This is a genomic window from Rahnella sp. PCH160, assembly GCF_047784855.1.
Taxonomy (GTDB): domain Bacteria; phylum Pseudomonadota; class Gammaproteobacteria; order Enterobacterales; family Enterobacteriaceae; genus Rahnella.
Genome location: NZ_JBLOGT010000001.1, coordinates 2,314,409 through 2,337,915, shown reverse-complemented (window position 1 = coordinate 2,337,915; position 23,507 = coordinate 2,314,409). Strand labels below are relative to the sequence as shown.

The 23,507-nt window shown below is 54.4% G+C and carries 18 protein-coding genes and 1 pseudogene; 4 read left to right on the top strand and 15 right to left on the bottom strand.

All coding sequences use genetic code 11. The features are described from left to right. Positions 1 to 55: 55 nt before the first annotated feature. The 8 genes from dedD to ACM5QY_RS10940 form a co-directional block, all read right to left on the bottom strand. Positions 56 to 862, bottom strand: a complete 807-nt coding sequence (gene dedD, locus ACM5QY_RS10975; RefSeq protein WP_416120652.1) for a cell division protein DedD — start codon at positions 860 to 862, stop codon at positions 56 to 58. Beyond that, positions 855 to 2,138, bottom strand: a complete 1,284-nt coding sequence (gene folC / locus ACM5QY_RS10970; protein ID WP_416120651.1) for a bifunctional tetrahydrofolate synthase/dihydrofolate synthase — start codon at positions 2,136 to 2,138, stop codon at positions 855 to 857. The genes dedD and folC overlap by 8 nt, the downstream gene beginning before the upstream one ends. Positions 2,139 to 2,310: 172 nt before the next feature. Beyond that, on the bottom strand, positions 2,311 to 3,228 hold the full coding sequence (accD, locus tag ACM5QY_RS10965; protein WP_416120650.1) for an acetyl-CoA carboxylase, carboxyltransferase subunit beta: 918 nt from the start codon (positions 3,226 to 3,228) through the stop codon (positions 2,311 to 2,313). A gap of 263 nt (positions 3,229 to 3,491) precedes the next feature. Continuing rightward, the gene (locus ACM5QY_RS10960; RefSeq protein ID WP_416120649.1) at positions 3,492 to 4,160 is read right to left on the bottom strand and encodes a DedA family protein; all 669 of its coding nucleotides are present in this window, start codon (positions 4,158 to 4,160) and stop codon (positions 3,492 to 3,494) included. 59 nt (positions 4,161 to 4,219) lie between these two features. Continuing rightward, positions 4,220 to 5,050, bottom strand: coding sequence for a tRNA pseudouridine(38-40) synthase TruA (gene truA, locus ACM5QY_RS10955; RefSeq protein WP_416120648.1), 831 nt, complete (start codon positions 5,048 to 5,050; stop codon positions 4,220 to 4,222). A 2-nt stretch (positions 5,051 to 5,052) separates the two neighbouring features. Further along, positions 5,053 to 6,063 (bottom strand): aspartate-semialdehyde dehydrogenase, encoded by a 1,011-nt coding sequence (locus ACM5QY_RS10950; RefSeq protein ID WP_416120647.1) that lies wholly within the window; start codon positions 6,061 to 6,063, stop codon positions 5,053 to 5,055. A 127-nt stretch (positions 6,064 to 6,190) separates the two neighbouring features. Then, positions 6,191 to 7,318, bottom strand: a complete 1,128-nt coding sequence (pdxB, locus tag ACM5QY_RS10945) for a 4-phosphoerythronate dehydrogenase PdxB (protein WP_416120646.1) — start codon at positions 7,316 to 7,318, stop codon at positions 6,191 to 6,193. A gap of 89 nt (positions 7,319 to 7,407) precedes the next feature. Next, positions 7,408 to 8,214, bottom strand: coding sequence for an AraC family transcriptional regulator (locus ACM5QY_RS10940; RefSeq protein WP_416120645.1), 807 nt, complete (start codon positions 8,212 to 8,214; stop codon positions 7,408 to 7,410). A 128-nt stretch (positions 8,215 to 8,342) separates the two neighbouring features. On the opposite strand from ACM5QY_RS10940, the gene ACM5QY_RS10935 reads away from it, so the two are divergent. Next, complete coding sequence (locus ACM5QY_RS10935) at positions 8,343 to 9,248, top strand: DMT family transporter (protein ID WP_416120644.1); 906 nt, start codon at positions 8,343 to 8,345, stop codon at positions 9,246 to 9,248. A 230-nt stretch (positions 9,249 to 9,478) separates the two neighbouring features. After that, the gene (gene flk / locus ACM5QY_RS10930) at positions 9,479 to 10,528 is read left to right on the top strand and encodes a flagella biosynthesis regulator Flk (RefSeq protein ID WP_416120643.1); all 1,050 of its coding nucleotides are present in this window, start codon (positions 9,479 to 9,481) and stop codon (positions 10,526 to 10,528) included. A gap of 7 nt (positions 10,529 to 10,535) precedes the next feature. On the opposite strand, the gene ACM5QY_RS10925 is transcribed toward flk, so the two are convergent. After that, entirely contained in the window at positions 10,536 to 10,991 is a 456-nt protein-coding gene (locus ACM5QY_RS10925) for a rhodanese-like domain-containing protein (protein ID WP_416120642.1), read from the bottom strand. Between the two features lie 100 nt (positions 10,992 to 11,091). On the opposite strand from ACM5QY_RS10925, the gene pdxR reads away from it, so the two are divergent. After that, positions 11,092 to 12,567 (top strand): MocR-like pyridoxine biosynthesis transcription factor PdxR, encoded by a 1,476-nt coding sequence (gene pdxR / locus ACM5QY_RS10920; RefSeq protein WP_416120641.1) that lies wholly within the window; start codon positions 11,092 to 11,094, stop codon positions 12,565 to 12,567. Here the strand turns inward: pdxR and ACM5QY_RS10915 are convergent. The 6 genes and pseudogenes from ACM5QY_RS10915 to fabB form a co-directional block, all read right to left on the bottom strand. Next, positions 12,560 to 13,684, bottom strand: coding sequence for an SLC13 family permease (locus ACM5QY_RS10915; RefSeq protein WP_416120640.1), 1,125 nt, complete (start codon positions 13,682 to 13,684; stop codon positions 12,560 to 12,562). The genes pdxR and ACM5QY_RS10915 overlap by 8 nt on opposite strands. A 214-nt stretch (positions 13,685 to 13,898) precedes the next feature. Further along, positions 13,899 to 16,205, bottom strand: a pseudogene (locus ACM5QY_RS10910) (Orn/Lys/Arg family decarboxylase). Between the two features lie 46 nt (positions 16,206 to 16,251). Then, the gene (adiC, locus tag ACM5QY_RS10905) at positions 16,252 to 17,589 is read right to left on the bottom strand and encodes an arginine/agmatine antiporter (protein ID WP_416120639.1); all 1,338 of its coding nucleotides are present in this window, start codon (positions 17,587 to 17,589) and stop codon (positions 16,252 to 16,254) included. 307 nt (positions 17,590 to 17,896) lie between these two features. Next, on the bottom strand, positions 17,897 to 19,354 hold the full coding sequence (locus tag ACM5QY_RS10900) for a PepSY-associated TM helix domain-containing protein (protein ID WP_416120638.1): 1,458 nt from the start codon (positions 19,352 to 19,354) through the stop codon (positions 17,897 to 17,899). Between the two features lie 88 nt (positions 19,355 to 19,442). Then, positions 19,443 to 19,916 (bottom strand): DUF2946 domain-containing protein, encoded by a 474-nt coding sequence (locus ACM5QY_RS10895; RefSeq protein WP_416120637.1) that lies wholly within the window; start codon positions 19,914 to 19,916, stop codon positions 19,443 to 19,445. A 132-nt stretch (positions 19,917 to 20,048) separates the two neighbouring features. After that, on the bottom strand, positions 20,049 to 21,269 hold the full coding sequence (gene fabB / locus ACM5QY_RS10890) for a beta-ketoacyl-ACP synthase I (protein WP_104921231.1): 1,221 nt from the start codon (positions 21,267 to 21,269) through the stop codon (positions 20,049 to 20,051). A gap of 170 nt (positions 21,270 to 21,439) precedes the next feature. Here fabB and mnmC point away from each other — a divergent pair, with 170 nt between their 5' ends. Next, entirely contained in the window at positions 21,440 to 23,470 is a 2,031-nt protein-coding gene (gene mnmC / locus ACM5QY_RS10885) for a bifunctional tRNA (5-methylaminomethyl-2-thiouridine)(34)-methyltransferase MnmC2/FAD-dependent 5-carboxymethylaminomethyl-2-thiouridine(34) oxidoreductase MnmC1 (RefSeq protein WP_416120636.1), read from the top strand. Positions 23,471 to 23,507: the final 37 nt, after the last annotated feature.

The following is a 23,507-nucleotide window of genomic DNA, read 5'->3' as shown; positions in this document are numbered from 1 at the left end:
TTTCAGGGGAGACGCGATCGGCGCCTACCCCCCCTTCGCAGGGGAGGGAGTTTAGTTAGCGCGCCGAATAAGAACGCACCTGTCCGCCTAACCCGCTCAGCTGTTGCAACTGAGGGAGTGAAGCTTCGAGTTTTTGTTTTGACGCATCCGGGCCGACATAAAGCCGCGTGATTTGCCCCTGCACCGGTGTCGCCGGAACGGAATAAGCGCGGAACCCCGACAGCCGCAAAGTCGCGACAATCTCAGTGGCTTTCGCCGCATTCTTCAATGCACCGAGCTGAACGACATAAGACTGACCTGCCGGCGCTTTCTCTTCCGGCACAGGCTTAGGCTGTTCAACCGCTTTCGGTTGTTCGACCGGCTTAGGCTGCTCAGCAACAACTTTAGGTTGTTCAACAGGCTTCGGCTGTTCGACCGGTTTCGGTTTCGCCACCGGTTTAGCTTCAGCCAGCGGTTTCGGTTCGATCACTTTGGGTTTCTGAGGCGCCGGTTTCACTGGCGCAGCTTGCACCGGTTTCTTCTGTTCAGGCAGCGTCGTGACCGGCGGTGCTTCGACCGTCGTATTCCCCGGCGCTACGTTGCCATGATTGGCGGCATTGGTATTGGTCGCCGCATTGTCGATGTCCTGCGCCCCGTTCATGGCCTGATTTGCGCCTTCCGGCGGTTGAGCCGGCAATGATTGGGTCACAGGCGGTATGGCATCCTGCTCCTCAACATCACCCGCTTTTGGCACCAATGGGATGGACGCAAATTCGTCTTCGTAATGCTTTTTCTTGCCGTCGAGTAAACCGGGCAAAATGATCACGCCCAGCGCCACCAGAATGACCGTCCCGACCAGACGATTTTGAAACTTACTAGCCACTGGTTTTCCCCGTATCTATAGCATCCATAACGTGCGCTACGGTGTGGAACGAACCGCAGACAATCACAATATCCTGAGGAGCCGCCTCCTGCATTGCCTGTCTCCAGGCAGACTCCACATCATCAAACCGGCGCGCCTGAGGCAGGTGGGAGGCCAGTTCTTCAACGCTGGCTCCACGCGGCCCTTCCAGCGGTGCGCAATACCATTCATCTACCTGAGGCGACAGACAAGCCAGCGTACCGGCAATATCTTTGTCTTTCAACATTCCCACCACCGCACGCACTTTCCCGCCATTACGCGGCTGTTCAGCCAGGCGTCCGGCCAGATAAGCTGCGGCGTGCGGGTTGTGTGCCACGTCAAGAATAAGGCGCGGCGATTCACTCACTGTCTGGAAACGTCCCGGCAGTGCTGCACGCTGCAAGCCATTGCGTAAGGCCTCTTCAGGAATATCGAGCGTCGAATAATGAAGCGCGGCCAGCGCCGTGGCAGCATTCGGCAGCGGAACGTTGGGCAGCGGCAATTCGTCCAGTATGGTGACTTCTTCGCCATCCTGCAAAGCAGTCCAGCGCCAGTTTGCGGCACTTGCCGCGAAATTCCAGTTTTCACCGCGGCGGAACAACTCTGCGTGTTTCTCTTTTGCCACATCAGCAATGGATTGCGGCATATCCGGTTCACCGACCACGGCAGGCGTGCCCGCGCGGAAAATACCGGCTTTCTCGCGGCCAATGCTCTCGCGATCGGAACCCAGCCAGTCAGTATGATCCAGCGCGATGCTGGTGACGACCGACACATTCGCATCGACAATATTGGTGGCATCCAGACGCCCGCCGAGCCCGACTTCGAGGATAACAATATCCAGCTTCGCCTGTTTGAACAGCTGTAACGCCGACAGCGTGCCGTACTCGAAATAGGTCAGGGAGATATCGCCCCGCCCGGCTTCCAGCAGCGCAAAAGAGGCGCAGTGTGCAGATTCAGGCAATTCTTCGCCCTGAATACGAACGCGCTCGGTATAGCGGACAAGGTGCGGGGAACTGTAGACGCCCACACGGTAGCCCGCGGCCATCAGAATGGCTTCCAGTGTCGCACAGGTAGTGCCTTTGCCGTTGGTCCCTGCGACGGTGAAAACACGTGGCGCAGGTGTCAGCAAATCGAGTTTTGTCGCCACCGCTTTGACCCGGTCAAGGCCAAGCTCGATAGCCTGAGAATGGAGGTTTTCGAGATAATAAAGCCACGTGGCCAAAGGCGACGTGGCTTGAGGGATACGTTGATTTTGCATGAGTCCCGTTCAACCTGAGTTAGGTTCACTTCGACACTACATCACCAGACTGTGATAGCAGGCAATGCCCTCGTTGTCAGAACTGACGAAGAGTAAAAGCACAGCCAGGAGGTGCCGGGCGGCATAAAACAGGTTACCGCCCGAAAAGCTGACCGGCTTTTACCTCATCCGATCAGGCATCCTGATGATGGTCAGCGGCAGAACCGTCGACAGCAGAATGGACGTCAGACACATTCGGCTCCGGTTGCCCGGTCAGTTTCGCCAGAACGCTGCCAAGTTTGGCGCGCATATCAGGACGACGCACGATCATATCGATCGCGCCTTTCTCAATCAGGAATTCACTGCGCTGGAAGCCCGGCGGCAGTTTTTCACGAACAGTTTGCTCGATAACGCGTGGACCGGCAAAACCGATCAGCGCTTTCGGCTCAGCGACATTGATGTCACCCAGCATGGCAAGGCTGGCCGAAACGCCGCCCATGGTCGGGTCAGTCAGTACAGAAATGTACGGCAGACCGCGTTCCTGCAATTTCGCCAGTGCTGCACTGGTTTTTGCCATCTGCATCAGCGACATCAGCGCTTCCTGCATACGCGCACCGCCACTGGCAGAGAAACACACCAGCGGGCAGTTATCTTCCATCGCCTGTTCAACGGCACGCACAAAGCGGGCGCCAACCACAGACGCCATTGAACCGCCCATGAAGGCAAATTCAAAAGAAGCCACCACGATTGGCATACCGAACAGGGTGCCTTTCATGACGATCAGCGCGTCTTTTTCGTTGGTTTCTTTTTGTGCAGCAACCAGACGATCTTTGTATTTTTTGGAATCTCTAAACTTCAGAACATCTTTAGGCTCAAGCTCGCTGCCTAATTCAACCTCACTACCCTCGTCCATGAAAGTGGACAGACGCATACGCGCGGTAAGACGCATATGGTGATCACACTTAGGGCAAACCATGAGGTTGCGCTCAAGCTCGGCGCGGTAAAGAACCTGCCCGCAGCTGTCACATTTAGTCCAGACGCCCTCAGGAATACTTGCCTTACGGGTTTGCGAGTCAGTGCTCTTACTAAGAATTCGTTCAATCCAGCTCATCGATAACCTTTCTGTTTGAACCCGGCCGAAGCCAGTCCGCTGTTCATGCAGTAACAAGTCCCCTGAAACCGACCCAAATACGCCTGCGCGCGGGGTGACAAAAAACCTCACACACCGCATCGCAGAAGGGTTGTTCGCAGGAACAGACCATAAATTGTCGCTCATTAAACCATAACGGCCAGACACTGTGGATAAAAAACTGGTCCACCCTCTGGTTTAATGCCTTAAATTTTAACGCGCCTGCGCAAAAAATTCGCCGCAGATTAATCCTGCTGACGCTTTTCTTTCGCCGCTGCACGTTTGTGACGCCAGATTTCTACCACCCCCGGCAGAATCGAAACCACGATGATCGCGACGATCAGTAGTTTCAGATTTTCCTGAACAATCGGCAGATCGCCAAAAAGGTAGCCAGCATAGGTAAATAGCAGCACCCAAACCAGCGCACCAATCACGTTATACGCCGCAAAATGACGGTAGGACATATGCCCCATACCGGCCACAAACGGTGCAAACGTGCGGACGATCGGCACGAAGCGCGCAAGAATAATCGTTTTGCCGCCATGTTTCTCGTAAAACTTGTGCGTCTTGTCTAAATAACTGCGGCGGAAAATTTTCGAATCCGGGTTGCTGAACAGCCGTTCACCAAATACCCGTCCGATCGTGTAGTTCACGGCATCACCCACGATCGCCGCAATGGCCATCAGCAGCACCATCACATGCACGTTAATGTCATTGCTCGGCAACGCCGCCAGCGCGCCCGCCACAAACAGCAGGGAATCGCCTGGTAAAAACGGCGTCACCACCAGGCCCGTTTCGCAAAATAGGATCAGGAACAAAATCCCGTAAACCCAGATGCCATACTGCGCAACCAGCTCCGCTAAATGCACATCAATATGAAGAATAAAATCAATAATAAAGTGGATAAAACTCATTTGATTTACCGTCCCATGTGTTCTTTAAAACGTGCCGTTAAATTCACGTATGCTGTTCCTTAATCTTCCAGGAACAAGGGGCCCATATTGACCTGAGGTAATGCAAATTTCTCAGGGTAATCAACAGATACCAGATACAACCCTTCCGCTTTACCGGTCGCTGCCGCCAGATTACGGTCTTTCGCTGCCAGCAGTTCAGCCATCCAGCCCACGGGCTGATTTCCGGCACCGATTTCGACCAGGCTGCCGACAATATTTCTCACCATATGATGCACAAAGGCGTTCGCCTTGATATCCACCACCACATAATGACCGTGGCGGCTGACATTCAGGTGCATCATGTAACGCCACGGCGTGCGCGACTGGCACTGGGACGCACGAAACGACGTAAAATCGTTTTCCCCGAGCAAGGCCTGCCCGGCGATCTGCATTTTTTCGACGTCAAGCGGCATGTGGACGTGCGTGACGCCGGTATGCAAAATCGCCGAACGGTAGCGATTATTGTAAATCACGTAACGATAACGGCGTGCCGTGGCGCTAAAACGTGCATGAAAATCTTCAGGAACACTGGCACACCAGCGCACGGCAATATCTTTCGGCAGATGGGTATTCACACCCATCGTCCACGCGGCGTCTTTGCGCAAAACCGGCGTATCGAAATGCACCACCTGTCCTGTGGCACTGACACCCGCGTCGGTACGCCCGGCGCAGAGCACCACAATCGGCGCATCCGCCACGCGGCTCAGGGCTTTTTCCAGACACTCCTGAACACTCGCCGCGCCCTGCTGTTTCTGCCAGCCATAATATTCACTGCCGTTGTACTCAATGCCTAACGCCACGCGCCCCGCAACAACCGGAGCCGCGACGTCAGCAATTACATCATCGGACATTATCAGTACCAGTATTCGTTAATCAGTTTTTCTGCGGTCTCAACCGCCATCAGGGCACCGCCGAAACGCACGTTGTCAGCCACTGACCAGAATTGCAGTAATTCAGGCACGCCATAGTCATTGCGGATACAACCAATGCTCAGGTTCGCGTTACCGGAGGCGTCGCTGACCTGCGTCGGGAAATCATCTTCTTCGCTGAGATTGATGTCATCGATGCGTTCGAGTTCAGTACGCGCTTCTTCCGCAGAGAGCGGACGCAGACCTTCGAGATGTACAACCTGCGCATGGCCGTAAAATACCGGTGACTGCACGCAGCTGACGGAAATTGGCAAGCCGTCATTTTGCAGAACTTTTCGAACCTGATCGACCAGACGACGCTCCTGAAGGACGCTGCCTTCTTCGTCGCTCACCAGCGGCAACAGGTTAAACGCCAGCTGCTTAGTGAAAATGCCTTCTTCTGCCGGAATACCGTTGAGCAGGCGGGCACTTTGTCCGGCCAGATCGTCTACGGCGGCTTTGCCCAGCGCAGAAACGGAGAGCAGCGAAGTGACATGAAGACGGGCAAGCCCGGCCTGTTCGGTCAGCGGCTTGATCGCGGTCAGCAACTGGCTGGTCAGGCTGTCGGCGACGGCCACGATATTACGGTTACGGTAATGAGACAGCGCGTCCGGGTTAACGCCCGGCACCACCAGCGGAATATCGTGTTCAAGCGAGAACAGACCGCTGCTGTCGATCACCAGACAACCCTGATTTGCCGCTTCTTCGGCATACAGCGCAGAGGCTTCGTGACCGGCGACAAAGAACGCCAGCTGAACCTGCGACCAGTCAAACTCAGACGCCAGCTGCACGCGCAGGCTTTTGCCATTAAAACGCACAGTCTGCCCCGCACTGCGGTCACTGGCCAGCGGGAAGAGCTCACCAACCGGGAACTGACGATCAGCCAATAATTCCAGTAACGCATCACCGACTGCGCCCGTCGCGCCAAGCAGCGCAATATTCCAGCCATCAGACATGTTGGTTTTCTCCAGAAAATAAAAGTGCAAATACAAGGGGCGGTGAAGGATCACCGCCCGGCTTTCAAATAGTTATCGCATCACTGTAGGCTAAAAAGCTTAAGGCCGTGTTAAGACGGGGTTTAAATCAGCCAGGCTGGCTGTTAAAACCGAGCTTTTTCAGGACGTCTGCCGTCGCTGCATCATCGCAAATAACACGTAAAGACGACCACTCGCGGCGTTCTTCATAGAACTTACGCAGCTTATCGAATTCGCCCGGTTTCCCGGCAACACGGCGTAAAGGCCGGTCATCGCGGCGCACATCATACACTAAGTGGATAAGCCGCAGCAGTTTGGCTTCGCTGAGCGCGCCACGTAAGGTCACTTCGGCAAATTCCGGCGCAGGCAGCAGGGATTCCAGCGGCACCGTTTGCGGCTGGCCGATAAACTGGCTGAACGCTTCGAAAACCTGCGTGGTGCCACGCGCTTTGCCTTCCAGACTGTAACCGGCAATGTGTGCGGTTCCGATGGCGACTTTATCCAGCAATGCCAGCGACAAATCAGGTTCCGGTTCCCAGACATCCAGCACGGCGGTCAGCTTTTTGCTGCCGTTCAGCGCATCAAGCAGCGCAGCGTTATCCACGACTTCACCACGACAGGCGTTGATCAGAATGCGGTCAGCAGGCAGACGCGCCAGTAAATCCGCATCCACCAGATGATGAGTGGCATACGGGCCGGACATGTTCAGCGGGGTGTGGAAAGTCAAAATATCGGCTTCGGCGACCAGTTTTTCCAGCGGCCAGAATTCACCGGCATCGCCACGATCGGCACGCGGCGGATCGCAAAGCAAAGTACGGATGCCCAGCGCCTCCAGACGGGCGTTCAGGCGCGAACCGACGTTACCGACGCCAATGATCCCAACCGTTTTATCGCGCAGTTGAAAACCATCGCGCTGCGCAATAATCAGGAGTGAAGAAAAGACATATTCCACCACCGCAATCGCATTGCAGCCTGGCGCCGCCGAGAAACCGATACCTTGCGTGGCCAGCCATGCGTCATCAACGTGATCGGTACCCGCTGTTGCGGTACCCACAAATTTCACCGGTTTTCCCGCCAGCAAACTTTCGTTCACTTTCGTCACGGACCGCACCATCAGTGCATCAGCATCATTGAGCGCATCTTGTGGAATTGGGCGGCCAGGCACGGCCTGCACGTTCCCCAACCGGCTAAAAAGCTCGACGGCATACGGCATATTTTCATCAACCAGGATTTTCACGTTTGTCTCCGGCAGCAAGGCCTAAGAAAGAATAGAAAATAAAGAGGACACTGATTTTGCCACGATATGAAATGAGATCCCAACCGGGTTTACCTGTCGTTACGAAAACGTTGTGGCGTGGTGCCGGAAATGTGCTGGAACATGGCGATAAACGCTGAGGCCGAACTGTATCCCACATCCAGGGCAATCTCGTGTACGGTTTTGCCCTGCTCTAACAACGAGATGGCATGCAGAAAGCGCAGCCGCTGACGCCATTCGGCAAACCCCATGCCCAACGCCTGCTGGCAACGGCGTGAAAGAGTGCGTTCAGTGGAGTAAACCTGCGTCGCCCATTGCGCCAGCGACGTATTATCCGCCGGATTTCTCTCCAGCGCACTCAGCACCGGCGACAGTAATTTATCTTCGGATGTCGGCAGATACGTATTCTGACGCGGCGCGAGGCTGATTTGATCCAGCAACACGCGGCACATGCGCAGATCGGCTTCGGTTTTTGGCTCCGTCATGTTGCGCGAAAAACAGTCATCGGCAATCGCATTGAAAATGGCCGTCGGCGTCAGCAAACACGGCGTCGAAGGCAAGTCTTCATCCAGTGCCGGGGCGATATCAATCGCACAAAACCGCGTTGTTTTGCGGTTATAGCTCGAATGCTCAATACCGGCGGGCACCCAGATCGCAAACTCGCGCGGTGCCAGATAGCGCTTTCCGGCCACCAGCATCGCCAGAACGCCGGATTTCACGCAGATAATCTGGCTCCACGGATGTGAATGCTGCACATACTCGGAATTCCCTTCGACAATCTCGCCGCGAAACAACAGTGTCACCGGCATTTTTTCCGGCAACGGCGGATAATACCGGGGAGAGGAAGGATGCTGAGAGGAAACGCGTGAAGATGACATACAATCCTTTTGTCCGTGAGCGATGAGGCGATTGTCTTAATTGCGGGAACAGTTGTCTGATTATCGTTATATCTAACAAATAAGACAATCGTACACTTGCGTTACGATTTACTCAGGGACAATTTCTAATGAATGTACTTTTTCCGCTGCTGGCCGTGCTGATCTGGTCACTGAATGCGGTCGTCAGCAAGGCCGCGTCGAGTGCGATAGATCCGGCCGCTATCTCCTTCTACCGCTGGCTTCTGGCGCTGGTGACGCTCACCCCTTTTATTCTGCCCGGCCTGCTGCGCAACCTGCAGGCCGTCAGACAATACTGGTGGAAACTGCTGATCCTCGGCCTGCTCGGAATGGTGCTTTATCAGAGCCTGGCATACTACGCGGCGCACAGCGTCAGCGCGCTGTTTATGGGGATTCTGAACTCCCTGATCCCGCTGCTGACGGTGCTGATTGGCCTGTTTGTGCTGAGCGTGGTGCCCACGGTCGGCGTGGCGGTCGGCAGTATTGTTTCTCTTGGCGGATTAATCTGGCTGGTAAGCGCCGGTGCCCCGGCACAATTGCTGCAACACGGTATCGGCACCGGTGAGCTGATGATGTTTGCCGCATCCGCGTCCTACGCGCTGTATGGCGTGCTGACCAAGCGCTGGGCGATCCCGCTTCCTAACTGGCAGTCGTTGTATGTGCAGATCATTTTCGGCGTTTTACTGCTGCTGCCTAACTTCCTGATGGCAAAAGATGTCAGCCTGACCGTACACAATATTCCGCTGGTGCTTTTCGCAGGGATCCCGGCGTCAATCATTGCGCCTTATTTGTGGATCCAGGGCGTAATCCGCCTTGGCGCAAACAAAGCTTCTATTTTCATGAACCTGTCACCGATTTTCACAGCAATCATCGCCGTATTATTCCTGCATGAACATCTGCAAAGCTACCACCTGATCGGCGGCGGTATCACGCTGGTAGGGGTTATCCTCGCGCAGCGTCTGCGCAAACCGTTGTTCGGCCGCAAACCGGGCGATCTGCAGAAAGAAACGCGCTAAACCCGGTTGCCATCCCCGCTCAGGAGTATGGCACCTTCCCCTTTTACGCTTTTGCGCGCAGCCAGATGTTTTTACCCGGCGTTTTCAGAAACAATATCCTCATGAATGTTCACCGGACAGCTATTCACGGTGTCGGTTAATACACTTTGCAGGTATGATGAGGCGCTTCTGCGCTCTGCGCCGCGCTTTCTCATCAAGCGACGTTTACATTTCCAGCGAAGGACGGTGATATGCAACCTTTGAGCGGCCCGGGCATGCCGGTTGGCGACAACAGAACACAGCCCCAGGGTCAGACCGTTCCGGTTAAACCGGGAGGCGAATTACCGCTGACACCGGCACAGCGCACTACGCTGGAAAAGCTGATTGTGAAACTGATGGCGCTGACGCCCATCAAATCTGCGGAGATCTGGGCTAATTTACGCCACGATCTTTCATTGCCTCATGATGCAGAAATCACCGCTTCACAATTTCCTCAGGCACAGACGTTGTTGCAGGGGAAACTGACTCAGGCGCAGGACAGCCATGCTTCCCGCCAGTTGATGTTGCAACTGACCGAGCTGTTGCCGCTGGGCAATAACCGTCAGGCCGTCAGCGATTTTATTCGCCAGAACTTTGGTCACACCGTTCTGAGCCAGCTGACACATCCGCAGCTTCAGCAAGTGCTGGATCTGATTCAGACGCGCCAGATGAATATTCCGCAACCTCAGCAAACACCGGTCACCGATCGTCCGCTGCTTCCGGCGGAACATAACAGCTTGCAACAACTGGTCACACGCCTCAGCGCGGCGACCGGAGAAGCGCCGGTCAAAGTCTGGCAGCAACTGTTCAATCTGGTGGGCGTAAAAGTCGGCGAGCCGATCCCGGCGAAACACTTTCAGTTGTTGAGCCAGTTCATGCAGGTGAAAGCGTCACTCAGCCAGCAGACGACCGCACCGACGCTGACCACGTTGCTGAGCGTACTGAAACAACCGGCCAGCACGCATGAGATTCATCAACTGACCGAATATGCGGATAACCGCTTCAGCGCAACCTTATCGACACCGCTGACTCAGGTTCAGGTCAGTGATCTGATTGGCGTATTGTTCAGCCAGCGCGTTGACCGTTCGGCGCGGGCAGAAAACATCGATGACGGCTTTACCACCGTGTCACGCACCGATCCGCAGCCGATCATGAATCCTTTCGTGGCCATGTTGCCGCCTTCCATGCAGGCGCTCGGTGGCAAACCGTTATTGTTTATCGCTTTCGTGGTCGTTGTACTGCTGCTGTGGGCGCTTTTCTAAAACCCCTCTACGCACAACCGCAGTCTTCGGGGGCAAGGTTCGCCGGATAATTTCCGCGCGCTTCCCCCGTCGCCACCGGGTGCTGATCGCGTATCCAGAAATCCAGCCCGCCGATCATTTCCTTTACGCGGAACCCCAGTTTCGCCAGTTTGTACGCGCCCTGCGTAGAACCGTTACAACCAATCCCATCACAATACGTCACATACACCACGTCTTTACTAAGGTCACGGGTGCTTTCTGCCGTCATATTCTTATGCGGAAAACTGACAGCACCGGGTACATGACCGCGCGCATAATGTTCAGCAGAACGGGTATCAATAACCGCAATGCCGGGCACGCCATTTTGTAAATCTGCGGCCACATCAGCGGCATCGGTATAAAAGTTCAGTTTTGACAACAAACAGGCTGCGCTGACTTCGGGAGAAGGCGGTTCGTAAGCCAGAACATAAGACATCTGTGACATAAAATTTTCCTCTGAAATTCACTCTGTTGAAAACAGGTTCATCATCCCTGTTTTTGGCCTTATGATTAATACCAATTCTCGCCCATCAATAAGACCCATTATGGCTACACTGTCTCAACCATCAGCACTGATTACGCTTTTTGAAAACGCGGGAGAAACAACCGGCCTGCGCGACCGGCTTTGTTCGGTTCTGCGGCAAGCCATTAACACCGGTGCGCTGGCTGTCGGGCAACGGCTTCCCTCCTCGCGAATGCTGGCCGCCGATTTAAAACTCTCACGCATCACGGTGGAAGCGGCCTATGCGCAAATAGAAGCCGAAGGGTATTTGCAGCGACAGACCGGAAAAGGCACATTCGTCAGCCAGTCGCTTCCCCGCCCATCTGCCTCACGAGCAAAAGGAAATGCGTCCGCGACGCTTTCCACACTTTCGGTGCGGGGCCGCAACATTGTGGCAACCGGAGGTTGCAATGACCCGCAATTTCCCACGGCTTTTGCTGCGGGCTCCCCCGATTTACGTGCGTTTCCACTTAAAATCTGGAAACAAATCACTGGCAAACAGTTGCGTACTCACGGCGAACGTTTGCTCGGGTATGGCGATCCGCAAGGATATTTGCCTTTGCGTCAGGCGATCGCCGGTTATCTGCAACAATCGCGTGGCGTAATGTGCTCCGCTGAGCAAATCATGATCACCACCAGTTCCCAGCAGGCGCTGCAACTGCTATCGATGCTGCTGATTGACCCCAATGATACGGTCTGGCTTGAAGAACCCGGTTATCCCGGAGCGCGCAATGCCTTTACCAGTGCCGGAGCGCGTCTTTGTGCGATTCCGGTTGATGAACAAGGTATCAATCCTGCAGGCGGTTTCCCTGCCCCGCGCCTGATCTATCTGACGCCTTCTCACCATTACCCGACAGGCGTTAGCCTGAATTTGCCCCGCCGCCTGCATCTGCTGGATTACGCGAAACGTCAGGGAAGCTGGATCATTGAAGACGATTACGACAGCGAACTGCATTACGACGGACGCCCGCTCCCGGCCATGCAGGGGCTGGACAAGCACCAGCAGGTTATTTATCTGGGCACCTTCTCGAAGGTTTTATTCCCGTCGCTACGCCTGGCTTATATCGTGCTGCCGCCGTCGCTGGTTGCACCGATGGTGACGCTGAGAACCGTCAGTGACGGTCATTCTTCACAACTCATGCAGGCGGTGACCGCTGAATTTATGCAAAGCGGCCATTTCGCCTCGCACCTGCGGCTTTCCCGCCAGCTCTACCACAGCCGTCGTGACCATCTGCTGGATCAAATCCGGCAAAAAATTGACTGGCTGACACCGCAGGTTGCCGCCGGAGGCTTGCAGCTCGCCGCGCATCTGCCTGCCGGGCAGGAGCAACGGCTCAGCGCACTGGCCGCTAAATCGGGGGTTGAAACACCGCGCCTTTCGCCGCTGTTTCTCAATCAAAGTGAGCCTCGCGTTCAGCATCGTGATGGCTGGCTGCTGGGCTTTTCTGCCCTCACGCCCGCAGAAATCACTTCCGCCGTTAACCGGCTGGCCACTATTGATGCCGGTGCAGTCAGCTAATTAGCTGGAGCAGGAACCAGCCTGCAAGACCGCTGAACACCAGGAACGGGAAAGAGTAAAAGTGGAATTTCAGCCAGATCGTTTTGTCATTCGCCATACGTAATGCAATCAGGTTAGCCAGCGATCCCATTGCCAGACCAAAGCCACCGGCGTTCACGGCGTAGGCGAGTAACGGGCCGGAAGGCAGATAGTTGATCATCAGGATCGTCGCCGGAACGTTGCTGATCACCTGAGATAACCCGATGCTCAGCAAATAATGTCCGTAGTCCGGCAACCCCTGAATACGTGCAAACACCGGCTGTAAAATGTCTAACCCGACTATCAGACGCACATCGATAAACATCACGATAAACACCAGGATCAGCGGCCAGTCGATCCGCAACAGAACTTTTCGCGCCAGCAGCAGAAAACACAAGATCACCGCGAGTAATCCGTACAACGCCAACCCCAGATCCACGCAGGCTATAAAGACGACGTACAGCACGCCACAGCTGACTAAAAGGATTTTCTGAAACGGATAGCCCTGATTGTTTGCCGTTTTTTTAAGGCTGCGCGACGGGAAACAAAAACCGGTGACAATCAGCAATGCAGCCAGCGTCACCAGCGCCAGCGGTGCCATCTGCCCGATAAAATGCAGGAAGGACAGGCCGGATTTATTCCATAAAAGGATATTTTGCGGATTCCCAATCGGTGTCAGCAATGATCCGGCGTTCACTGCCAGCGCTTCGAAAATGATCAGCCGCGTGACCGGCAGTGACGTCAGCTTTTTCAGCGTAATCGTCAGCGGGATCACGATAAAAAGTGCGACGTCATTGGTCATAAAGGTGGAAAGCACGGCGGCGGCGGTTACCAGAAACAGCGCCAGCCTGCGTTCGTTGTCGATGGCGTTAATCATCTTGCGGCCAACAAAATCAAAGTAGCCGCTGACTTCAACGCCTTTGGTCAGCATCAGTAAGCCGAGCAAAGTAATGATGGTGTCCCAGTCAACAAACTGCGGAAAATTCACGATTTTCTTAGTCTGGAATAGCGTCAGGATGACGCCCAGCAACACCAGAAGATGCAAAAACCTGTCACGTAAGAAAGGTTTAAACACTGTGCCAAAAGCCGTTGTAAGCATGGTTTTTCTTAATCAAAAAAGCCGGTTATCCGATGCGCTGACGTTACCCGAAGAAATTCATTGCTGCCACTCCAAAAGTGATTTCCCCGAGGCATCGCACAAATAAAAAGGGGCGCATACAGAGCCCCGGCAGCCGTTTGCGGGATATCCCGCAATCACTTCAATTGCCGTCATTTTCACCTTGCTGTTGCAAAACTGACGGGTAGACTCTCGATTATTCTTTCAGCACCCAGATGTGGTACTGACCGTCTTTAAACTCTGCGCCTTCGAGTTCTTTTTCGAAGCCGGGGAATTTTTCCCCCCACTGCGCAATACTGCGGATATAACTGAGCCACGGATCGTTTTTTGCCCCAAAACTTTCGCCAGGCATAACGATCGGAATACCCGGTGGATAAGGAATAACACCCACCGCAGAGACGCGCCCGGCAAGCTTATCCAGCGTCAGGTGTTCACAACGTCCGGCCATATGATCCTGAAAAGCGGCGCGCGGCAACCGGACAGGAACCGGGATTTTCCCGAAAGCCTCGGACTGGAGTTTGTCCATCTGGCTGGTTTTCATGTAGGCAAACATTTCATCACAAAGATCCTTCAGCCCGATGCCGGAATAACGTGCCGCATGGGAGGAAGCCAGATCGGGCAGGCAAAGCGTCAGCGGGCTGTTGTCATCGTAATGTTGTTTGAACTCCAGCAGAACGTTGATCAACGTCCCCCATTTTCCTTTAGTGACGCCAACTGAAAACAGACAAAGCACCATAAAATCAGTGGTTCGCGAGGGGACAATACCGTGCTGAGAAAGAAAAGCTGTCACCATTGCGGCGGGGATCCCGGTTGCCAGCATTTTGCCGTCATCGCCCATCCCCGGCGACAGGATACCGGCTTTAATCGGATCCAACATGCACCAGTCATCATCAAGCTGGTCAAAACCGTGCCAGCTTTCTCCCGGTCTGAGCACCCAACAGGCCGGGTCAGTTGTCAGTTGTTCTTTGGAGGCATTAATGAACGGAATTTTTTTGCCGGTTTTCACATCGATGACATCCGGCGCATTCCACGGCGAGAAGAACCATTCGCCTTGTGCGGCAAAGGCGGCATGAACTTTTGCCAGCGCCATGCGGAAATCAACAGCTTCGTTGATGACTTCCTGGGTCAGCGATTCCCCCTGTTTACCGTCCATCATTGCTGCCCCGACTTCATTGGCGGCAATGATGGCTTAAAGCGGCGACGTGGTTGCCTGCAACATGTAGGACTCATTGAAGCGTGAGTGCTCGACAGGTTTTTTACCGTTTCGGATATGGATGTAGGACGCCTGGGAAAGCGCCGCCAGCAACTTATGGGTGGAGTGTGTGGCGAATACGGTCGGGCCATCGGGATCATGGTCAGCGGGGTTTCCGCGCATAGCATATCTGTCGCGATAGAAAGGATTGAAGCGGGCATAGGCATACCAGGCTTCGTCAAAATGAATGTTATCAACGCTTTTCGCCAGCAAGTCCTGTGCCTGTTTGGCGTTATAACACATGCCATCGTAGGTACAGTTGGTGACAACGGCGTAAATGGGCTTAGGGTCGGAGGCCAGCTTTTTAAGCGGATGTTCGTCGATTTTCTGCTGAATGGACTCCGCCAAAAACTGCGATTTTGGGATCGGGCCGATGATGCCAAAACGGTTACGTGTCGGGATAAAAAAGACCGGGATCCCGCCGGTCATCACTAATCCCTGCTCGATAGACTTATGGCAATTGCGATCACACAACGCAAACTGACCGTCGCCCACCACGGCAGTCATAATTGCGCGGTTAGACCCCGAAGTACCGTTAAGCACCGAGTAAGACTGATGCGAGCCAAAAACCCGTGCAGCGTAGGTTTCGGATTCTTTAATCGGACCGCTGTGATCCAACAAAGACCCCAGCGCACCGCGTTCAATACCGGTGTCGGTACGGAATAAGTTCTCACCGAAGAAATCGAGAAATTCGCGGCCTACCGCCGTTTTAGTAAACGCGACGCCGCCCTGATGGCCAGGAGCGGCCCACGAATATTCCGGTGAATGCTGGGTGTAGTTGAACAATGCTTTGGTAAATGGCGGGAGAAGCTGATCATAATATTTTTCGATCAGAGCAACTGAGCGCGCGGCGATGAATTCAGCGGTGTCCTCGTGCATCCAGACAAACTCATTGACCATTTTCATGGTGTCGAGCGTCAGCGTGTCAATACAAGAATGTTCAGCCATCAGTAACACCGGCACGCCTTTATTGCGGCGGCGAATTTCCTGCAACAGCGCAAAGGCCTGACTGTGCGAAGCGTCGTCGTTACCGCCGGATGTCCAGTCAACAAACACACAGCAAATTGATGCATCTGATGCAACAGTGGCGATGCCATCTTCAAAAGTCACCGCCGGGATGACGTTCAGATTATTGTCTTCAAGTGCTTCAATTAACTCGCGTACAGCACGTCCGTTCGCGGTATTCACATCCGTAATATTACTGTCGACTACCAGCACTTTACGTTTTTTATGGCGACTTAATTCTATCATTTACCTCTCCTTATCATCCTGAATTCAGCATTAACCGGGGAGTCAATCAGTCCAGTTCGAGGGTTTTGCCCAGCGGGTAGGCGTTTTTATGGCGGCGGTTATAGTTGAAACTGTACATGGCCGTGATCACCATGAGCGCCACAAATGACCACATCACCTCCTCGGCACCTGAACCGACGACCGCCCATACGCAATACAAAAACGCGATTAAGGTAATGAAGCCATACGTTCCCGCACGGCTACCCAGATGCCCGTGCCCGACCAGCATTAACGCGGCACAGGTATAGAGATAAGGGACTAAAGTGAAAATAACGGAAACCGATGAGACCAAAGCAAACTGCGCTGTAGCATCTGGCGAAATGGTTGAAATCTGGAAGATGGTCATCAGAATACCGAGAACGATAAGCCCTTTAACCGGCACACCTTTTTCGTTGACCTTGGCAAAAATAGGTGGGAAAAGCCCGTCGTCGGCGGCCGCTTTCGCCGTCTGACTGGCCAGTAGTGTCCAGCCGCCCAGGGAACCGAGGCAACCGGCAGCGGCGCAAAATGTCACGATGGCCCCTGCCGTGTCCCCCATCGCCATGCGTGCCGCATCACCAAACGGGGAGGTTGAGAGCTGCAATGCGGCGTTAGGGATCATCCCCATAATCGCCGTGGTTGAAAGCACATAACAGACCGCAGCGATAAGCACCCCGCCAACGGTGGCAATCGGCACATTGCGTTTGGGGTTTTTAACCACTGCCGCCGCGACCGAAGCACTTTCAACACCGATAAACGACCAAAGCGTGACGCTTAACGTGCTTTGAATGGCCCCAAAAGTGCTCTTGCCGCTGACGTTCCACGCTTCCATGTAGGTATCGCTTTTAAACCAGAACCAGCCAAAGATAGCGATAGCCAGAATCGGGATGAGCGCCAGAACGGTCGCCACAGCCTGAACCCGGGTAATCATCTTCGCCCCGACAATATTCAGGATGACGAAAAGCCACAGCACGGCGACGCAGGTGAATGTCAGAACCAGAGGCTCTTTTAAAATTGGGAAGAAATAACTGAGATATCCGACGCCGATAACCACCATCGCGATATTGCCCACCCAGCAGGCCAGCCAGTAAAGCAGGTTAGTTTGATAGCCAAGATAAGGGCCAAATGCCCGGCGTGCATAAGCGTATGACCCCCCTGGGCTGTCATCAAGAGAAGACATTTTGGCGTACACCATGGATAACGCCAGTGCCCCGATGATAGTCACCAGCCAGCCATAAATTGCCACACCACCGGTAGAAGCCAGATTGGCAGGCAAGAGAAATACCCCTGACCCCATGATGTTGCCCGAAACCATCAGAGTGACCGGGATTAAACCGACTTTTTGAGCCTCTGAATCAGTTGCCATAAATTACCCCTACTAAAAGTAATAGATTAATTTTCAAGGGAATAGCGAATGAGAACGAGAAAGACTTAAGACTTTTCTGACACAGGGGTAAGACTAGTTGAGATTTATGCAGTCCGTGATAAATAGCGAAGTAATTTAAATCAATGATTATAAATGCTGAATATAATCAACATAATGATCAGCCTGAGGTCGGAAATACAGAAAGTGCGGGGCCATCGTCGGGGAATAAAAAACCGGCGATGCAAATGTGCACCGCCGGAAGAATATTCAACTAAATAAGCCGTTTTCAGCTCATAGCTGAGGCCGTTTACAGCGCCTTTTTCTGCCGCTGCCAGCGCAGAGTATCAATGAGCAGGAAGATAACCAGGCTGCCACCCATGACCGGTAATGAAACTGCTAACCCCAACGTGACCAGTGCTATCGGACATTGCAGGGCAAAAGGCACCCGTTTCCAGGTTTGCAGCAGGGTAATGGCCGGGTTTCTGCTGCCGATATCACCCTGACGGCGCAGCCACCACAGCCGGTATCCCCAGGCAATCATCGCGCAAAGCCCGGAGCCAAAGATCACCAGAATGGCCTGATTCCACACGCCAAACAGAATCCCCATGTGAGCATCAACACCCCAGCGTGTGAGTTTCGCCAGCAGCGGGAAGTCCGCAAAACGGACGTGATCGGTGATTTGCAGTGAAGCCGGATCGACAGAAACGGCATCAACCCGTGTCGGCCAGCGACGGTCCACTTCCGTTACCGTCCACGCTTTATCCGCAGAATAAGTCGGGCGGATTTCAATCCGGCTGGCCTCAATGCCTGACGCCCTGGCGGCCTGAACAACACCATCGAACGTTGACGCAGAAACCGCCACGGCGGCAGGTTCGGCGGGTATCGCATCAGAAGACATCTCCATGCCCGGCATATCGGGCATGGCAGCCATTGGCGCATGATGTTCCGCGTGTTCATCCGTCGGAGAAACTACCGGCTCAGGGGATAAACGGGTTTTTACGGCCGGTGTCATCCAGCCCATGTACGCACGCAAAACACCGATATTGTCCCCTGCCCACTGCGACCATGTCAGCCCTGTCGCGGAGAAGAACAACAACCCGGCCAGCAGGATCACGCCAAGCGTGCTGTGCCAGTGGCGACTGCGTTGCTGCTTTTCAATTTTTTCGCTCAGCTTGCGTGGCGTGCGGTTTTTACTGCGCCCGGTGATCCAGAGCACGACGCCACCCAGCGCAGCGACCCATAACCAGGAGGCGGCCAGTTCGCTGTACACGCGGCCAATATCGCCCAGTAAAAGCCCGCGATGTAAATCATCCAGCCAGGTGCGGAACGGCAAAATGCCGCTGGTGCCGTACACCGTCAGATCGCCTTTTACCGCGAGCGTCACCGGGTCGATAAATATTGCCCGACTTTTGGAGGCGCCCAGTTGCGGATTCGAGAACATCACTCTTGTGGTACCACCGTGTTCCGGCGCGGGTCTGACGGCATAAATCTTTGGATTCGCCCCCGCCACTTTTATCGCCGCATCGATCTGGCGCGAAAGTGGCTGCGACGCGCCCTGTGAATCGGTAAATAACGCCTGCGCGTAAAGGTAATTTTCAAACTGCGGCGTCAGCACATACAGCGTCCCGGTCAGCGCGGCGACGAAAATAAACGGCCCGACAAACAGACCAATATAAAAATGCAGACGCCGCAACAGGGCAAGAAACGCGGTTTGCGCAGACAGTTCTTCCCCCGCGTTTACACGCAGGTTTGCAGGCTGGTTCATAAATCTGACTTCCTGAATTTCAAATAGCACATCGCTAACGGCGAAAAGTCGTCGTTAACCTGAAAAGGAATAATTGAGAAACGGGTTATCAGAAAACAGGCGGGGCGCGGGGCTGTGAATCGGTGAAGAACAGCGATGGAACAAGGCGTTGTTTCAGAGAACGCGGAGGCGCACGGCTGGAAAGCTCCAGCGACCAGAGCATCGGCATGGCCTGCAAATCGAGCAGAGGTAAATGCGCCAGCAGCACACAATATCCACAGGCTGCATCACTCATGTCGCCGGAAAGCAGCCCTTTCACGGTGTCATGTTGTGCCGGTTGACAGGCTTGCGGATGGCAATGATCACCTGATGTTTGAGTGCCTGACATGTTCATGTCAGCCATTTCCCCGTCCGGCATGTCCATAGCGGACATCACCATTCCGGGCATCATCATGTGCTGCGCACCCTCAGCCACCCGTGATTTAGAAATCACCGGTGCGATAAACAACATCAATATCGCCACAATACCCAGCCAGGCCGGGAAGTGCCGATGTCGGTGATGAAGGCGTTGGAGTGAGAGCATTATGTCAACAAGGTGAAAATAATAAGCGGCGAAATTGTACCTGAAATGTTGAGATATAACAGAAAGGATATAGAACAGACGTAAAAAAGCCCGCTCGAGAGCAGGCTTTAATTTATGGCTTAACGACAGGAATTATTTGTCGTTTTTCAGCTTACGCATCACCAGCGTGGCGTTGGTGCCGCCGAAGCCGAAGCTGTTGGACATCACAGTCGTCAGCTCGCGCTGAGTCGGTTTAGTGATGATGTCCATGCCTTCAGCCTGCTCATCGAGGTTTTCGATGTTGATGCTTGGCGCGATGAAACCGTACTCAGCCATCAGCAAGGTGTAGATGGCTTCCTGCACGCCCGCAGCACCCAGTGAGTGACCGGTCATGGCTTTGGTAGAAGACAACGCCGGTGTTGTAGAACCGAACACTTCACGGATTGCACCCAGTTCTTTTACGTCGCCGACCGGGGTAGAAGTCCCGTGAACGTTAACGTAGTCGATTGGGGTATCCACGCCGTTCATTGCCATTTTCATGCAACGTACGGCGCCTTCGCCAGATGGAGCCACCATGTCTGCGCCGTCAGACGTTGCGCCGTAGCCAACGATTTCTGCGTAGATGTGTGCGCCACGTGCCAGAGCGTGTTCCAGCTCTTCAACCACAACCATACCGCCGCCGCCTGCAATGACGAAACCGTCACGCGCTTTGTCGTAAGTACGGGAGGCTTTTTCAGGAGTTTCGTTGTAGCTGGTGGACAATGCGCCCATCGCGTCGAATTCACACGCCATTTCCCAGCACAGTTCTTCACCGCCACCGGCAAAGACAACGTCCTGTTTGCCGAGCTGAATCATTTCTACCGCGTTACCGATGCAGTGAGCAGAGGTTGCGCAGGCAGAGCTGATGGAATAGTTAACACCACGAATTTTGAACGGGGTGGCGAGGCAGGCGGAAACGCCGGAAGCCATCGCTTTGGTCACCATATAAGGGCCAACGCCGCGCAGGCCTTTGGCACGCATACCGTCGGAACCCGCAACCTGATTGCGTGGAGAACCGCCGCCGGAACCTGCAATCAGGCCGGTACGTTCGTTAGACACCATTTCAGGGGTCAGACCGGAGTCTTCAATCGCCTGTTGCATGGAAAGATAAGCGTAGATCGAGGCATCACTCATGAAACGCACAATCTTACGATCGATAAGGCCTGCGGTGTCTAATTTGACATCACCCCAGACGTGACTACGCATCCCGGCATCTTTCAGCTCTTGCGAGAAGGTGATCCCAGAGCGACCTTCCTGCAGAGATGCAAGAACTTCCTGCTTATTGTTACCGATGCTCGAGATGATACCCAGGCCAGTAATCACTGCACGTTTCATTTAAATACCTCTTGTACTATTCACCATTTGGGATTTCGTCACGCACTCTAGCGTACAGTTGTACGCCGAACAAGTCCGATCAGCAATTCCTTGTGTAAATCGCGGTAAATTTGCGCGAGGTCAAACGCAGCGTTAAACTCCGGCATCGCCTTGAACTGAGAGAGTTTCACGTGAGCCACAACCCGATCACGCCGGCTGAATTAAGCTGGAACGAACAGGGTACACCTGTTTCCCGACATTTTGATGACGTCTATTTTTCCAATCAGGACGGCTTGTTGGAAACACGTCATGTCTTTCTGAATGGCAACCATTTTCCGGCGCGTTTTTCCGCCCACCCTCGCCCGCTTTGCATCATTGCCGAAACCGGTTTTGGCACCGGGCTGAATTTCCTGACGCTCTGGCAGGCGTTCGATGCCTTCCGCGCTGAAAGCCCCGACGCCACGCTGCAACGCCTGCATTTCATCAGCTACGAAAAATTTCCGTTATCCGCCCGCGATCTGGCCGCAGCCCATGCGCAATGGCCTGAACTGGCCGCGTATTCCGCCGGGCTTTGCGAACAATGGCCGATGCCGTTGGCTGGTTGTCACCGCCTTTTACTGGCGGACGGACGCATCACGCTCGACCTGTGGTTTGGCGATGTGACTACCCTGCTGCCCGCATGTGACACCAGTATGAATCAGCAGGTCGATGCCTGGTTCCTGGACGGATTTGCGCCATCAAAAAACCCGGACATGTGGACGGAAGACCTTTTCCGTTCGATGGCCAAAATGACCCGCCCGCAGGGAACGTTCGCCACTTTCACCGTCGCCGGTTTGGTGCGTCGCGGCTTGCAGGACGCGGGTTTTGACATCGCGAAAGTGCCCGGATTCGGTGAAAAGCGCCATATGTTATCGGGCGTTCTGCCCGCAGGAACAGATATTCCTCATCCTGCGCCGTGGTATTTTCGTCCACCGGCTAAAAATGCCACTGAATTTGCGATTCTGGGCGGCGGCGTCGCCAGTGCTGTACTTTCACTGGCGCTGTTGCGCCGTGGTTATGCCGTAACGCTGTACTGCGCCGATGAAAAACCGGCACTTGGCGCATCCGGTAACCGTCAGGGCGCGGTCTATCCGCTGCTTAATGGCCGGGGCGACACGCTGGAACAGTTCTTTGCGCACGCCTTTACATTCGCCCGCCGCCAGTATTTTCAGCTTGAAAAACTGGGCGTGCCTTTTGATCACGGCTGGAGCGGCGTTACCCAGCTGGGATACGACGAGAAAAGTCAGGGAAAAATTGACGGGATTCTGGGCGGCAGCTGGCCGGAAGGGCTGGCGAAAGGCCTGAGTGAAGCCGAGGTTGAAACGTTATGCGGGTTGCCTTGCGGCAGCGGCGGCATCACCTATCCGCTCGGCGCATGGTTGTGCCCGGCGGAGCTGACCGCATCGCTGATCGCCCTGGCGCAAACGCAGGGATTGGCGGTGCATTATCGTCAGCGGGTTACGGCGTTAAGCCACGATACAAATGAACACTGGACGCTGAAGTTTGCCGACGAACATGAAACCCGTCATCAGGCCGTGGTGCTGGCGAACGGTGCAGATATCACTGATTTCGCCCAGAGTGAAAAGCTGCCGGTTTACGCGGTCAGCGGTCAGGTTTCGCATATTCCGACCACGCCAGAATTGAGCAAGCTCAAACAGGTCCTATGCTATGACGGCTATCTGACGCCCGTTAATCCGCTTAATCAGCATCACTGCATCGGTGCCAGCTATCATCGTGCCGATAAATGTACGGATTACCGCGAAGACGATCAGCAGGAAAACCGTCAGCGTTTGCTGAACTGTCTGCCGGAGCAGCAATGGCCGAAAGACGTGGATGTCAGTGACGCCCAGGCGCGGAACGGCGTGCGTTGCGCCACACGCGATCACCTGCCGATGATCGGTTCTGTTTCTGATTACGATGCCCTTTTGGAAAGTTACCGGAAGCTAGATCTCGACGTTCAGCGACATCGTCCTGTCGCCAATGCGCCGGTGTATGAGAATCTGTTCCTGTTTGGCGCACTCGGCTCGCGTGGCCTGAGCTCTGCGCCGCTGGGTGCCGAAGTGCTGGCCGCGCAGATTGCCGGTGAGCCGTTGCCGCTGGACAGTGAAACGCTGGCCGCACTGAATCCGAACCGGATGTGGGTGAGAAAGTTACTCAAAGGCCGCCCGGTCGAATCCCGCTGATCACCCATTTTCAGGCAACAAAAAAGCGCAGCCGGAA

What these genes read in the sequence shown, in the direction of transcription:
- ACM5QY_RS10925 (WP_416120642.1), bottom strand. Translation starts at nt 10,991, where the DNA reads ATGTCACAGATGTCTTATGTTCTGGCTTACGAACCGCCTTCTCCCGAA.
- flk (WP_416120643.1), top strand. Translation starts at nt 9,479, where the DNA reads ATGCAACCTTTGAGCGGCCCGGGCATGCCGGTTGGCGACAACAGAACA.
- ACM5QY_RS10960 (WP_416120649.1), bottom strand. Translation starts at nt 4,160, where the DNA reads ATGAGTTTTATCCACTTTATTATTGATTTTATTCTTCATATTGATGTG.
- ACM5QY_RS10940 (WP_416120645.1), bottom strand. Translation starts at nt 8,214, where the DNA reads ATGTCATCTTCACGCGTTTCCTCTCAGCATCCTTCCTCTCCCCGGTAT.
- adiC (WP_416120639.1), bottom strand. Translation starts at nt 17,589, where the DNA reads ATGGCAACTGATTCAGAGGCTCAAAAAGTCGGTTTAATCCCGGTCACT.
- truA (WP_416120648.1), bottom strand. Translation starts at nt 5,050, where the DNA reads ATGTCCGATGATGTAATTGCTGACGTCGCGGCTCCGGTTGTTGCGGGG.
- folC (WP_416120651.1), bottom strand. Translation starts at nt 2,138, where the DNA reads ATGCAAAATCAACGTATCCCTCAAGCCACGTCGCCTTTGGCCACGTGG.
- ACM5QY_RS10895 (WP_416120637.1), bottom strand. Translation starts at nt 19,916, where the DNA reads ATGCTCTCACTCCAACGCCTTCATCACCGACATCGGCACTTCCCGGCC.
- pdxR (WP_416120641.1), top strand. Translation starts at nt 11,092, where the DNA reads ATGGCTACACTGTCTCAACCATCAGCACTGATTACGCTTTTTGAAAAC.
- ACM5QY_RS10935 (WP_416120644.1), top strand. Translation starts at nt 8,343, where the DNA reads ATGAATGTACTTTTTCCGCTGCTGGCCGTGCTGATCTGGTCACTGAAT.
- fabB (WP_104921231.1), bottom strand. Translation starts at nt 21,269, where the DNA reads ATGAAACGTGCAGTGATTACTGGCCTGGGTATCATCTCGAGCATCGGT.
- ACM5QY_RS10900 (WP_416120638.1), bottom strand. Translation starts at nt 19,354, where the DNA reads ATGAACCAGCCTGCAAACCTGCGTGTAAACGCGGGGGAAGAACTGTCT.
- ACM5QY_RS10915 (WP_416120640.1), bottom strand. Translation starts at nt 13,684, where the DNA reads ATGCTTACAACGGCTTTTGGCACAGTGTTTAAACCTTTCTTACGTGAC.
- accD (WP_416120650.1), bottom strand. Translation starts at nt 3,228, where the DNA reads ATGAGCTGGATTGAACGAATTCTTAGTAAGAGCACTGACTCGCAAACC.
- ACM5QY_RS10950 (WP_416120647.1), bottom strand. Translation starts at nt 6,063, where the DNA reads ATGTCTGATGGCTGGAATATTGCGCTGCTTGGCGCGACGGGCGCAGTC.